At 36.5% G+C, this 13278-nt stretch carries 11 protein-coding genes; 3 read left to right on the forward strand and 8 right to left on the reverse strand.

Translation table 11 applies throughout. The features are described from left to right. Window positions 1–30: 30 nt before the first annotated feature. Genes mfd through N3C60_07105 form a run of 4 tightly spaced genes read right to left on the reverse strand, consistent with a single transcriptional unit; the run spans window position 31 to window position 5705 of the window. The gene (mfd, locus tag N3C60_07090; protein MCX8084664.1) at window positions 31–3348 is read right to left on the reverse strand and encodes a transcription-repair coupling factor; all 3318 of its coding nucleotides are present in this window, start codon (window positions 3346–3348) and stop codon (window positions 31–33) included. Then, entirely contained in the window at window positions 3332–3811 is a 480-nt protein-coding gene (gene rfaE2 / locus N3C60_07095) for a D-glycero-beta-D-manno-heptose 1-phosphate adenylyltransferase (protein MCX8084665.1), read from the reverse strand. The genes mfd and rfaE2 overlap by 17 nt, the downstream gene beginning before the upstream one ends. Next, the gene (locus tag N3C60_07100) at window positions 3811–4398 is read right to left on the reverse strand and encodes a D-sedoheptulose 7-phosphate isomerase (GenBank protein MCX8084666.1); all 588 of its coding nucleotides are present in this window, start codon (window positions 4396–4398) and stop codon (window positions 3811–3813) included. Before N3C60_07100 ends, rfaE2 begins: the two co-directional genes overlap by 1 nt. Window positions 4399–4406: 8 nt before the next feature. Continuing rightward, window positions 4407–5705, reverse strand: a complete 1299-nt coding sequence (locus N3C60_07105; protein ID MCX8084667.1) for a PhoH family protein — start codon at window positions 5703–5705, stop codon at window positions 4407–4409. 131 nt (window positions 5706–5836) lie between these two features. On the opposite strand from N3C60_07105, the gene N3C60_07110 reads away from it, so the two are divergent. Continuing rightward, a complete protein-coding gene (locus tag N3C60_07110; GenBank protein MCX8084668.1) occupies window positions 5837–6262 on the forward strand; it encodes a protein-export chaperone SecB in 426 nt (141 codons plus the stop codon). 20 nt (window positions 6263–6282) lie between these two features. Here the strand turns inward: N3C60_07110 and N3C60_07115 are convergent, their stop codons facing one another. Genes N3C60_07115 through N3C60_07130 form a run of 4 tightly spaced genes read right to left on the reverse strand, consistent with a single transcriptional unit; the run spans window position 6283 to window position 9488 of the window. Continuing rightward, a complete protein-coding gene (locus N3C60_07115; protein ID MCX8084669.1) occupies window positions 6283–7233 on the reverse strand; it encodes a D-glycerate dehydrogenase in 951 nt (316 codons plus the stop codon). 9 nt (window positions 7234–7242) lie between these two features. Continuing rightward, a complete protein-coding gene (def, locus tag N3C60_07120) occupies window positions 7243–7746 on the reverse strand; it encodes a peptide deformylase (protein MCX8084670.1) in 504 nt (167 codons plus the stop codon). 1 nt (window position 7747) lies between these two features. Continuing rightward, window positions 7748–8275, reverse strand: coding sequence for an ACT domain-containing protein (locus N3C60_07125; protein MCX8084671.1), 528 nt, complete (start codon window positions 8273–8275; stop codon window positions 7748–7750). Then, window positions 8268–9488 carry an HD-GYP domain-containing protein gene (locus N3C60_07130; protein ID MCX8084672.1) on the reverse strand — a complete coding sequence of 407 codons (1221 nt, stop codon included), beginning with the start codon at window positions 9486–9488 and terminating at the stop codon, window positions 8268–8270. Before N3C60_07130 ends, N3C60_07125 begins: the two co-directional genes overlap by 8 nt. Before the next feature lie 76 nt (window positions 9489–9564). Here N3C60_07130 and N3C60_07135 point away from each other — a divergent pair, with 76 nt between their 5' ends. Together N3C60_07135 and N3C60_07140 are read left to right on the forward strand one after the other, a co-directional pair. Continuing rightward, window positions 9565–11961: an ATP-dependent Clp protease ATP-binding subunit gene (locus tag N3C60_07135; GenBank protein MCX8084673.1), complete on the forward strand. Its 2397-nt coding sequence runs from the start codon at window positions 9565–9567 to the stop codon at window positions 11959–11961. Next, complete coding sequence (locus tag N3C60_07140; protein ID MCX8084674.1) at window positions 11961–13271, forward strand: 2-dehydropantoate 2-reductase; 1311 nt, start codon at window positions 11961–11963, stop codon at window positions 13269–13271. The genes N3C60_07135 and N3C60_07140 overlap by 1 nt, the downstream gene beginning before the upstream one ends. The last annotated feature ends 7 nt before the right edge of the window (window positions 13272–13278 follow it).

Consider the following 13278-nt stretch of genomic DNA (forward strand, 5'->3'; position numbering starts at 1 on the left):
ATTGCCAAAAGATTTTGTCAATGAATGATTTTATGATTGTAATTTTTCCAAAAAGTCGATACAAACTGTGCAGATATTATCCCCAGAAAGAACTAACGTATTATCAAGACCAAAATTCCCTTTTATAGAAGATTCAGCAAGCACTTTTAATATAGTATGGGGATCTATATTAGTACTATCATCAAAGAAAAATTTTATCTGTTTACCAGATATCACAACCTTTTTAATACTTATTCTTGAAGAAAGATATTTTATATACATGATATTCAAAAGATTCCTCACAGGTTCAGGGATATCGCCATAATTTGAGCTAAGCTCCTCTTCCAAAGAAAGGTACATTTGCCTATCCAAATCAGATAACCTATTATACCACCTCATCCTTTCTGTAGGCTCAACAATATAATCGGCAGGTATAAAATAAGGTATGGAGGCTTGAATTTCTGTATCCACATGTTTTACATGTTCCCCCTTTAGCTCCTGAATAGCATCATTAATCATTTGTATATACAACTCATAACCTATACTTGAAATATGCCCTGACTGTTCAGCTCCAAGCATTTCACCTGCACCTCTTAACTGGAGATCATAAGAGGCAATTTTAAAACCACTCCCCAAATCAGACATTTGTTGGATAATCTTAATCCTCTTTTTTGCAAGTATCGATAGTAGATTAAAGTTCCTCACAAAAAGGTAACAATACCCCCTTCTGTCAGATCTGCCAACCCTTCCCTTTAGCTGATAAAGCTGAGACAGTCCAAACCGTTCTGCACCATCAATAATGATAGTGTTTACATTCGGTATATCTATACCATTTTCAATTATAGTGGAACACACCAAAACATCCAGATCCCCTTCATAAAATCTGTCAAGCACCTTTTCTACCTTAGCAGGATCCATCTGCCCATGAGCTATTTCCACCCTGGCTTCAGGTAGCATCCCCTTTATTCTGTATGCCACTTCTTCAATCTTTTTTAAATCGTTAAATAGGTAATATGCCTGGCCTCCTCTTTTTAGCTCATGTAATAGGGCATTTTTGACCTCATCCTCACTGCTAATGATATTTGTAATCACAGGCAGTCTATCTTCAGGAGGGGTTTCGATTATACTAATATCCCTTATACCAGATAGAGAAAACTGCAATGTTCTTGGAATAGGCGTGGCACTCATTGCAAGAACATCTATATTACTTTTTAAATTTTTTATCTTCTCCTTATGAGCTACCCCAAACCTTTGTTCTTCATCTATCACCAATAACCCGAGATCCTTAAAAATCACATCATTCGAAAGTAATCTGTGAGTACCTATGATGATATCCACTGCACCTCTTGAGAGATCTTTTAAGACCTCACTTATCTCTTTTCTGGATCTAAATCTTGATATATATTCTATCCTAAATGGTAGATATTTAAACCTCTTTTTAAACGTTTCAAAATGCTGTTTAACAAGTATCGTAGTGGGAGCAAGTATTGCCACCTGTTTACCAGAGGAGCAACATTTACAAGCAGCCCTTACAGCTACCTCTGTTTTACCAAAACCCACATCGCCACATACAAGTCTATCCATCGGCTGTTCTTTCTCCATATCATACAAAACATCCTTAATGGCATTAAGCTGGTCCTCAGTTTCATCATATTCAAAAGAATCTTCAATAATTTTTAGAAAAGCCCCATCATCTTTGAAAGCAAACCCTTTTTTTGCTTTTCTTTCTGCATAAAGCTTTAAGAGATCTATGGCAATCTTCTTAGCACTTTTTTGAGCCTGCTCTTTGAGTTTTTTCCATTTTGTACTTTGCAGTGAATTTATCTTTGGCGCTGAGTCTCCAACCCCAATATATTTTTGTATTTGTCCAATATTTTCAAGGGATACAAAAAGTATCTCTCCACCCTCGTATTCAATTGTAAGATAATCACCCTCAATACCACCTATCTTTTTATGCTCCAAACCTTTAAATATACCTATACCATAGTCAACATGTACCACATAATCGCCGATCTCAAGATCAGAGATGTTCGTCCTGAAAACATCTTTTCTACCCTTCTTTCTCCCCTTTCGCACAAACCCAAAGATATCTTCATCTCTAAAGAACGCCAAATGATCCTTTTCATTTATAAAACCCCCTGTTATGGAAAAAGGGTACATGTTAAGTTTTGCCACATTGAGTTCTTCGTAAGATTTACATACGTTTATATCAATCTCATAATCTCTAAAAAAGTCTTTTATAATAGTTTGAAATCTTTCACTTTCTACAGCTACAACTGTTTTAATACCTTTACCTCTGTACTCTTTAAAAAAATCTGCAAGCCTTGCAAGGCTCTGGTAACTATTCTTTAACCCCTGTACAACAAATGTAGTGCTCTTAAAATCTATCAATTTTGTCGATCCCTCGGTATACACCTCTGTTAACCATACTATCTCCTTGTCCAGCACTTTTTTTAGATCCTGCTTCGTTAAAAAATTACCATTTAGAATAAAATCATCCACGGAGTACTCCCCACAAGCATCCATGAGCCTTAGATAAAACTTATCTATCTCATGTTCCAAATGTTCACCGATATAGACAATTTCCCAATCCTTTAGGTAATCAAAGAGGGTACTCATCTGTTTGTATACACAAGGAGCATACCAGTGATGTCCAGCAAACTTACCGTATAGATTAGCCTTTTCTTTTAAGGTATCACTTTTTAAAGCCTTCTTGAAATCATCAAGATCATAAATCCCTTCGTTTGCAGGTATAATAACGAACTCTTTTAGTTCCATTGTTCTTTTTTGGGTATCTATGTTATACTCATAAATAGCTTCTATATCGTTATCAAAAAACTCTACTCTTATTGGGGAATCGTAGTTAACCGGATAGAAATCCACGACATCCCCTCTGTACGAAAACTCCCCTTCTCCTGTTACTATCTCCACCTGTATGAAGCCTAAATAGTCCAAATAATAGATAAGCTCATCCCTATTGAAGATATCTCCTTTTCTAATAGTTATGAGAGAAGAGCTAAGTATTTCAGAAGGTATTACCTTTTTGACAAGCCCATAAATAGTACACAAAACCACACCACTACTGCCATTGAGAAGTTTTATAAGGGTTTCAAGTCGTTTACCTACAATTTTGGGCATTATTCTTGTTTTCTCAAAGGGCTCATGCTGATAGCTGGGAAAGGGAAGTAGATGATCTTTAAGGAAAAAGTCTAATTCATTAAAAATCCTTTCATAAAGATAATCGTCCACCAACACAAGGTATTTTTTATTTCTATCGATAAATTTTGTAAGGTAATAACTTCTAGCACTACCCCAAAGCCCTGAAAACTCTTTATACTCTAATGACAGGGGGTTAGCCCCTTGAACCATATCTCTTTAAGACCTCATCGATGATATTTGTCGTTGCAAACCCTTCTTCATAGTTTAACGATAACACTTTACCACCATGCTTTAATACTATATCAGCACCAACAATCTGATCAATCTGCCAATCCCCACCTTTTACTAAAATATGGGGCATAATATCCTTTATGAGCTCATAGGGCGTATCCTCTTCAAAAAAGGTAACAAAATCTACACTTTTTAAAGCATTCAACATAATCAATCGTTCATTAAGTGAGTTTATCGGTCTTTTTTCCCCTTTTAATCTCCTTACCGAAGCATCAGAATTCACACCGACTACAAGCAAATCACCTAACTTTTTGGCCTCCTCTAAATATTTTATATGTCCCACATGTAAAATATCAAAACAACCATTTGTAAATACGAGCCTATTTTGTTTTCTTAAAATGCTAAAAAAACTCTTCACGTCACTTCTATCTATAATAGCCATTACTCCATCTCCGCAAATCTTCCAAACATTATCTCATCCACTATGCCACATATTATATGAAAGCTTATGATATGTATCTCCTGAATACGCGCCGTAACATCGGAATCAACCCTTAAAAGTATATCACAAAGACCCATCATCTTACCTCCACTTTTTCCAGTAAAACCGATACTTTTAATACCCAGTTTTGAAGCTGTTCTAAGAGCCTTTATAACATTAGGGGAATTACCACTTGTAGATATGGCTATCACTATATCACCCTCAGATCCCAAAGCCTCTATCTGTTTTGAAAATATATCCTCGAAACTATAATCATTTCCAATAGAAGTTAGGATAGATGAATCAGTCGTAAGAGCAATCGCCGGCAAAGGAGGTCTTTCCATCTGAAATCTATTTACAAACTCTGCAGCTACATGTTGAGCATCTGCAGCAGAACCCCCATTGCCGAATATTAATAACTTACCACCTTTCAGAAAAGTGTTTGCTATCTCCTTTGATATCTCAAGAAGTATGGGAGTTGCCTCAGCGAAAAAACGGTTTTGAACAGTTTTTATATCGTTAATAATATCGTCAATATATTTTTCCATGGGTCACCTCATAGCTTTTCTGCAGCTTTTGTTGCAAGAGCAGAACGCTCACCTTTTATGAGCATTATCGATGCAGCTATAGGATCATTTTTAAACCTATCCACAACATAGCTCAAACCATTTGAATATATATCTATATAAGGATTATCAATCTGATTGGGATCACCGGTGAGAACAATCTTGGTTCCTTCCCCAGCTCGTGTTAGGATTGTTTTTATCTCATGGGGGGTAAGGTTTTGTGCTTCATCCACGATGAAGTATTGGTGGGGGATACTTCTACCCCTAATATAGGTAAGCGCCTCGATCTCCACCATATTCTGGGCAAAAAGCTCTTTGTATGATAGTTCACTATCACTTTGATCCAAAATAAGTGTGAGATTGTCGTACACAGGCTGCATCCATGGGTTTATCTTTTCTTTTAGTTCTCCAGGTAAATACCCCAAATCTTTTCCCATAGGAAATATCGGCCTTGACACCAACAACTTTTTGTATGCCCCATCATCCACCACTTTCTTAAGCCCTGCAGCAATAGCCAATAATGTTTTTCCTGTTCCTGATATCCCCACAAGACATACCAGTTTTATATTATCATCCATTAGGGCATCAAATGCAAAACGTTGTTCCGTGTTTCGTGCCGTTATCCCCCACAAACCATCTTTAAACTCAACAATCTTCCGAATATGCATCTGTTCATCAAACTTCGCCAAAACAGAGTGCCCAGGCCTGCTGTTGGAATCTAATCTAACATATTCATTTATAAACCCATCAAAGCCAGGATTAGGGACAATATGGTTTTTATAAAGTAAATCTATAATTTCATCATCTACCTGTAAAACCTTTGTCCCCTCAGCAAAATCAACAAAATCAGACCTTTCCTGGGTATAATCTATAGACTTTACCCCTAAAACATCAGCTTTTATTCTAAGGTTGGCATCTTTGGTCACAAATATAGTTTCATAAGGCTCATGCTCCTTCAACCATATAGCCACAGATATGATAAGATTATCAGCTTTATCGTGGATTAGATCATTAGAGACCTTTGAACTGATGGTATGATTGCAGATATTTACCCTTATCTTACTACCATTGGGTAGATACACCCCTTCTCTTAAATCCCCTTGTTTTCTCAAATCATCTAAGAATCTACCAAAAAATCTGGCATTGTATCCTGTTTGATCCATATTCTTTTTAAAATTATCTATCTCTTCAATGACCATGATAGGAATATTTATTATCGCATTTTCAAAAGAATCAACCGCTTTTGGATCGTAAAGGATTACATTGGTATCCAAAACATAGTTAACCATAATTCCCCCTAAAACTTTTTAAAACATTATATATAGTTTTAATAGTTATGCAAGTATTTTGACTTTTTCATTGACATTGACACATTAAAATGTTTATAAAAGTTTTAAGCAAAGAAAAAAGGAGATAGAACATGTCAAATGAAACCAACACCCAATTTGCCATCGGCAATATTTGGTTCCCTGGTCTTTCCTACAACACATACTTGGCCAAACCTGAGGAATCAGACAAACATCAATTAGGGATCGTTCTCGATACTTCTGTGGAAAATGCAGTTTTACTCAACAAGCTTGAAGATGGGAAGCATGTTTACAGATTTGGAATCAAATTTAACTTTAAAGCCGTAAACCCCATGGAAGATAAAAATCTACTCATATTTGAAACGGTTGGCCTGATGAGTGGGGATATAATCATGGATGATGAACATGATATAGACCTGTTAAAGAACTTTATCAAAGTTAATCAAAATATGATAGCATACCCATACATAAGAACCACTGTAGATCAAATGATTACAAAAGCAGGTCTTCCACCTCTATCGATGTTGATATTCTATTAAAAGTAAGGTGGAATACCACCTTACACTTTATTCCAGGGGATTTTCCCCTCTTCTAAATATTCTTTAATACTTTTTACACAAAGATCAGCCATATTATAGCGAGTATCTTCGGATGCACTACCTATATGGGGTAGTAAAACCACATTGTCCAGGTCAAAAAGCCCCTCGTCGATAACGGGCTCATATTCATAGACATCCAAACCAGCCCCTCTAATAATATTATTTCTTAAAGCATAAACCAGATCTGACTCTTTGACTATTGGTCCCCTCCCCGCATTTACAAATATCGCAGATGGTTTCATCCTTTTAAACGTCTCCAGCGTAAAAGCATATTTAGTAGATTCATTTAATGGAGCAAGGACAACTATATAGTCTGATGTAGATACAAGTTCATCAAAAGTCACCCACTTTGCCCCTGTCAGTACCTCACCCTCAAACTTTCTGTTTCTACTATAATAAACGATATCCATCTCAAACCCCTTACAGCATCTTGCAAAAGCCTGCCCAATCCTGCCAAATCCGTAAATACCCACCCTCTTTTTATACAGATCTTGACCTAAAAAAAGGTTTGGGGTCCAGCCGGTAAACCTCCTCTCCCGGGTAAATCGGTCGGCCTCTACTATTCTTCTGGCAGCAGCTATCATGAGGGCAAAGGCCAACTCCGCAGTGGTTTCAGTAAGTATATGTGGAGTATTGCATACAAGAATACCTTTTTGTTTAGCATAATTTACGTCAATATTGTTATAACCTACGGCATAATTTACAATTATTTTCAAATTTTCCCCTGTATCTATTAGATCCCTATCTATCTTATCCGACAACATAGAGATAATACCATCAGCATCAACAACTTCTTTCAACAAAAACTTACTATCCATCTGTTTATCTTCATCGTTATATACAAGATTATAACCTGCAAAAGCATCTTTTATAGGATATGGCAATCTCTGGGTAACAATAATCTTTTTCATAATCATCACCTACCTATAATTTTTTCTTTTAAACAGATCTGTCCTTTTGGAAATGATTCTATCTATAAACAAAACACCATCGAGGTGATCGATCTCATGTTGGATTAATATAGCCTCAAACCCTTCAGTCTCTATAACCCTCATATTCCCGCTCTCATCCAAAAATTGGACCACAATCCTTGAAGCTCTGGCCACATTACCAGTATAATCAGGCACACTCATACAACCCTCACGAAATTGGGTAAGACCTTCCCATTTTACTATCTCTGGGTTTATCATAGTATTGGGGCCATGATGATCCTTGCATTTAGGGTTTTTAGAGGGGTCGATGACGATTACCCTTATTAATTCACCTATTTGGGGGGCAGCTATGCCCACAGAATGCCCAGAGGCCTCCATGGTATCTTTCAAATCCTGAATAACCCCTTTTACATAATCATCTATCACTTCAACCTCTTTTGATATCTCTTTTAAGATTGGGTTAGGATAAGTGAGCACCTCTCTTACAGCCATATCAAAACTCGAAGGTTTCTATCGATTTGACATTTACATCGATACCTAAATCCTTAGTAATAGACTTTAGATCATCAATCCAGACCTCAGAAACACTTTTTGGTACAACTACTTCCATGATCATTATATATATAGGCTTGTTCTCCTTACCTGCTACCTTAGTCTGAAGATCTACAATATTAATACCTTTTTCTGCCAGAAACTTTGACACCTTATACACAATACCCGCTTTATCAGCTCCATAAACTGAAATAGAAAAGCTTTCCCCTTCTACAACTACAGGGTTTCTATCTATCCTTTTTGCACTTATAGTCATATAATCGAGAGTTTCAAACATCTTTTCTATCTCTTTTGCACTAAAATCGACATTTTTACTAACCACGAGGATCATAGAAAAGATCCCCCTTAAAAGAGTTGAACTTGAATCCTCTATATTAAAACCGTTATCATATAGTATCTTCGTCACCTCAGCTACTATCCCAGGTCTATCCTCCGAAACAAATGTAAGAGCATAAAATCTTCTATCCATACCTTGCCTCCAAAGAGGTATTGTTAACAAATTCACCGATGATATCATTTGGCTCGATGTTATATTTTTTCGCATCCAGAGCTGTTAATATAGTTTTATAATGTTTTTTAGTCAATAAATTATATTCGTTAAGATCAAAAAGATAAGGGGCACATTTTTTCTGTTCCTTATCGGTAACCACAATCACCAGAGGGTACTGGGGTTCTTTTATATTTTCCTTAAAAACAACCGCTATCTCACCTGTATCCAAAAGGACAACTGTACCTGAAGGATATCCACCAAGTATTTCGATAAACATCTTGATTAGGAGGTTATTGAAATGTAGCCCTACATTTTTCAGCATCTCCTGTATAGCTTGAGGAGCAGATTTACCATTTCTATATGCTTTATCACTTGTAATAGCATCATAGACATCTGAAACAGAAGTAATTTTTGCAATCTTGGGTATGCTCATCTCCTTAAGCCCTTTTGGGTAACCACTACCATCCGATTTCTCATGGTGAAACAAAACAGCTTCAAGTACCGGGGTTGGAAACCTACCCTTTAACATCTCATAACCATACTCTGGGTGTTTCTTTATCATCTGGTACTCTTCCTCTGTGAGTTTAGCAGGCTTTTTGAGAATATACTCCGGTATCTTTACTTTACCCACATCATGAAGCAGCCCCCCTACACCTGCTAATTTCATCTGATCTATATCAAAACCCATTTTTCTGGCAAGAGCCATATTGAGAATGGATACATTCATAGCATGACTGATTTCGTAATCATTGCTATCTTTTATCCGGGCAATACTGGCAACTAAAGTAGGTTTTTTAAAACATTCCTCCAAAAAATTATCCACAACTATGGTGATATCCTCATAATAAATATTTTTATTAGCTCTAATATCCCCCATAATCTCATAAACAATTTCTATGCTATTTTTATGCATCCTCTGGATATGACCCACCTCTTCTATTGTAGCTGAGTATTTTTTAAGATCCTTTTGATCGATACTATGTTCCACCTCTTTAATCGTATCAATCTCTGGTCTTGTAAGATTCTCTTCAACAGAAATGAATACTTTTTCCACACCATAATTTTTCAGGATTTTAATAAATTCATCCGATTCCAAAGGCTTACCAAAAAAAGGTAGTTTAAGCCATTCCTTATCACATTTTAGGACCGTCATTCCCAACTTTAAACTGTCAATTGGAATTGCTTTTAACATATACCCCCCATATCCGCTTGACATTCGTCTCTGTTGTATTATTATAATATAAAAATGAAAAAATTAAAGGAAAAATATGTTTGACCTTTTTACCGACAGAACAAGACGTGCCATCCTCTACTCCAGAGATGAAGCAGAAAAGATGTCAAACCCAACTATAGATACAGAACACATCTTACTTGGAATCCTGCGAGAAAAAACCGGTCTTATAATCACAATCTTCGAAACATACAACATAGATATAGCAACACTTGTAAACGATATCAAGCAGATGGCAACAAAAAATGATAGTTATTATCTAAAGGGCAGTATGCCTTTTAGCTCTAATGCCCGCAGGGCGATGGAATTTGCCCTCGAAGAGGCTAAATCTTTAGGTGAAAAATTTGTTCAGCCGGAGCATATTCTCTTGGGCCTTTTGAAAGAAAAAAGGGGGAAAGCAGCTCAGATTTTGACCAAATACGGTTTAGATCTGTTCTCAGTCAGAGAGGAGCTACAAAAGCTAAAGACCCAAACAAGTAAAACTAAAACCACCACCCCCAATCTAGATAATTTTTGTAAAGATCTAACCAAGTTAGCCACAGAAAATAAGCTTGATCCGGTTCTGGAAAGGGAAAAAGAGATAGAAAGGCTCATTGAAATTCTGTGTAGAAGGAGCAAAAACAATGCTGTCCTAATTGGAGAGCCGGGTATTGGTAAAACAGCTATAGTAGAAGGTTTGGCGATCAAAATAGCCAACTCCGAAGTACCATTATCCCTTAGAAACAAAAGAATAATCAGCTTAGATTTTGCTTCAATTATAGCAGGCACAAAATATAGGGGTCAGTTTGAAGAAAGGATGCAAAATATCCTCAAAGAGGTTCAGGAAAGTGGAAATATCATAATATTTATCGATGAGATTCACACAATGGTTGGCGCTGGAGACGCTGAAGGTGCTGTGGATGCCTCAAATATTTTAAAACCACACCTTACAAAAGGTGCTTTTCAGTGCATTGGTGCAACCACTATAAAAGAGTATAGAAAATATTTTGAAAAAGATGCTGCTCTTGATAGGAGGTTCCAGATAATCATGGTGGAGCCACCTGATAAGGAAAAAACAAAAAATATACTTATGGGACTGAAAAGCAAATATGAGCAGTATCACAGAGTATTCATATCTGATGACATAATAAAGAAAGTCATCTATCTATCTGATAGATACATTACAGACAGAAACCAACCTGATAAGTCTATAGATGTTCTTGATGAAGCATCATCTATGGTAAGACTCAGAGCAGAACAATATCCAACAGACCTTAAAACACTCAAAGATAAACTAAACAATCTCGTGTTTAAAAAGAAAGCCCTCGTCCAGGCTGGCAGATATGATGTAGCAGAAAAGATCATGTCAGAAATAGAGTCCCTTGGAGAACTATATAGGAAACGCTACACAACCTGGATAGATAATACACGAAAAAATTTTATAGAATTAACAGAAAAGGATATACAGGAAACAGTTGCCAAAATATCCCGTATAGACTTATCCAACATAACAGCATCAGATATTCAAAAAGCAAAAGATCTAAAAAGCAAATTAACTAATAAAATAGTAGGTCAGCAAGAGGCCATTGAATCGGTTTGCAATGCTATAAAAAGGGGTGTAGTGGGGCTACACAACGGTAAAAAACCGATAGCAAGTTTTCTATTTTTAGGTCCAACTGGTGTAGGTAAAACAGAGCTGGCTAGGCAACTTGCTTTAAACTTTTTTGGCAGGGAAGATTTTCTTATCAAAATAGATATGAGCGAATTTATGGAAAAACATGGTGTATCAAAACTGCTTGGTTCCCCCCCAGGATATGTGGGTTACGATGATGGAGGAAAATTAACAGAAACGATACGACAAAAGCCCCACAGTGTTGTTCTTTTTGATGAAGTAGAAAAAGCTGACCCAGAGGTTTTAAATATATTGCTACAGATCTTAGATGAAGGTGTCTTAACCGACTCTTTTGGCAGAAAATGTTCCTTTAAAAATGCCATCATCATCATGACATCTAATTTAGGAACAAAATCATATTTCGGAAGAAAAACCCTTGGCTTCGCTGAAGTTCAGGACAAAGAAATAGTCTATGAAGATTTTAAGCAATATGCGATGAAGGAGATAAAAGAGTTTTTCAGACCAGAGTTCCTAAACAGGTTGGACAATGTGGTAATTTTTAAACCTTTAACCCAAAAAGAGCTTGTTCTTATAATAGACAAATATATCGAAGAGATCAATGCCCTCTTAAAAGAACAAAAAAGATATATTGTCGTCAGTGATGAGGTCAAAAACTTTATTCTTACTCAGGACTACGATCTAAGCTACGGGGCAAGGCCTCTTAGAAGGCTCATCACCAAGTTCATAGAAGACCCCCTAAGTGATCTTTTGTTAAATGGTCGATTTGAAAATCGGAAAAAGATAAATGTTATCCTTAAAAACAATACGGTGGTCTTTAAATAATGAAAAATCATTCTTTACTCTGTTTTGGTGCAGGTGCAGTGGGTTCACTTTTTTGTGGACTTTTGGCTAAAAACGGCTTTCGTGTAGATTTTGTTGCAAGAGGGGCCCATTTAGAAGAGGTTAAAAAAAGCTCTATCCTTAAAATAGATAGCTACAGATACGGTTATCTGGAAATATTTGTCAATTTTTATGAAAAACCCCAGAAAAACTATGACATAGTTTTTATATGCACAAAATCCCAGGATACCGCCGATGCTTGTCTTGCAATTAGGTCGTATATAACTGATAAAACAATAATCGTCTCCATGCAAAATGGCATAGATAACCCAGAAACCATCAGATCCATCTATCCTAAAAACAAAATTGTAGCAACCTCTGTCTTTGTAGGTGCCTCCATAGAAAGACCAGGCTTTGTAAAACATTCAGCAGAGGGTCGACTTATTATTGGAAAAATAACTGAAAATGTAACAGATGAGGATATGGATCTCCTACAAGAAATATTCACCTCCTCCGAAATACCCTGTCAGATTGATAAAGATATAAAACTTGTAATGTGGAAAAAGCTTCTTTGGAACCTTATTTTTAATCCATTATCAGCGCTTTTGGAAGCCACCTGTGGTAAACTTGTAGACAACGAACACAGCAACCATATCATGAAAGAGATACTAAAGGAAGGTGTCAAAGCAGCCTCTTTAGAGGGTATTATTATACCCCAGGAATATCTTGATAAAATAATGAACGTTACCGGTAATCTCTACTACTACAAAACAAGTATGCTTCAGGACATAGAAAAGTTGAAAATACCTGAGGTTGATGGTATCATGTTACCAGTAATAAAGAGACTAAAGGAAAGCAGCGGTGCTCCCTATACAGAAACAGTGTACAACCTTTTGAAGTTTAAATATGGCAAGAAGTATATCTATACTCCAAAACTTACCGTAGATGTGATAGTGTATAACAGCAAAAAAGAGATATTATTAATAGAGCGAAAAAATCCACCCTATGGGTGGGCTCTGCCCGGTGGTTTTGTAGATTATGGGGAAACTGTCGAAGATGCTGCTAAAAGAGAGTTGAGAGAAGAAACAGGTATAACCTTAGAAGATATAAAACTTTTAGGCGTTTATTCCGATCCCCGAAGAGATGTTCGATTCCACACTGTAAGTATCGTTTACTATGGGTACTCAGACTCTAAGCCCATTGCCAACGATGATGCCAAAAATGCCCTTTTCTTTTCCATCAAAGATATCCCTGATGCAATAGCCTTTGATCACAGAAAGATTATTGAGGACTTTGTAAAAATATTATTGTAGGAGCCCA

This window comes from Calditerrivibrio sp., from assembly GCA_026415135.1.
In the GTDB taxonomy this organism is placed as follows: domain Bacteria; phylum Chrysiogenota; class Deferribacteres; order Deferribacterales; family Calditerrivibrionaceae; genus Calditerrivibrio.

Excerpts from the sequence above, each read along its gene's own strand:
- N3C60_07100 (MCX8084666.1), bottom strand. The coding sequence starts at position 4,398 with ATGGAAAAATATATTGACGATATTATTAACGATATAAAAACTGTTCAA.
- rfaE2 (MCX8084665.1), bottom strand. The coding sequence starts at position 3,811 with ATGGCTATTATAGATAGAAGTGACGTGAAGAGTTTTTTTAGCATTTTA.
- mfd (MCX8084664.1), bottom strand. The coding sequence starts at position 3,348 with ATGGTTCAAGGGGCTAACCCCCTGTCATTAGAGTATAAAGAGTTTTCA.
- N3C60_07135 (MCX8084673.1), top strand. The coding sequence starts at position 9,565 with ATGTTTGACCTTTTTACCGACAGAACAAGACGTGCCATCCTCTACTCC.
- N3C60_07105 (MCX8084667.1), bottom strand. The coding sequence starts at position 5,705 with ATGGTTAACTATGTTTTGGATACCAATGTAATCCTTTACGATCCAAAA.
- N3C60_07140 (MCX8084674.1), top strand. The coding sequence starts at position 11,961 with ATGAAAAATCATTCTTTACTCTGTTTTGGTGCAGGTGCAGTGGGTTCA.
- N3C60_07130 (MCX8084672.1), bottom strand. The coding sequence starts at position 9,488 with ATGTTAAAAGCAATTCCAATTGACAGTTTAAAGTTGGGAATGACGGTC.
- def (MCX8084670.1), bottom strand. The coding sequence starts at position 7,746 with ATGGCTGTAAGAGAGGTGCTCACTTATCCTAACCCAATCTTAAAAGAG.
- N3C60_07115 (MCX8084669.1), bottom strand. The coding sequence starts at position 7,233 with ATGAAAAAGATTATTGTTACCCAGAGATTGCCATATCCTATAAAAGAT.
- N3C60_07110 (MCX8084668.1), top strand. The coding sequence starts at position 5,837 with ATGTCAAATGAAACCAACACCCAATTTGCCATCGGCAATATTTGGTTC.
- N3C60_07125 (MCX8084671.1), bottom strand. The coding sequence starts at position 8,275 with ATGGATAGAAGATTTTATGCTCTTACATTTGTTTCGGAGGATAGACCT.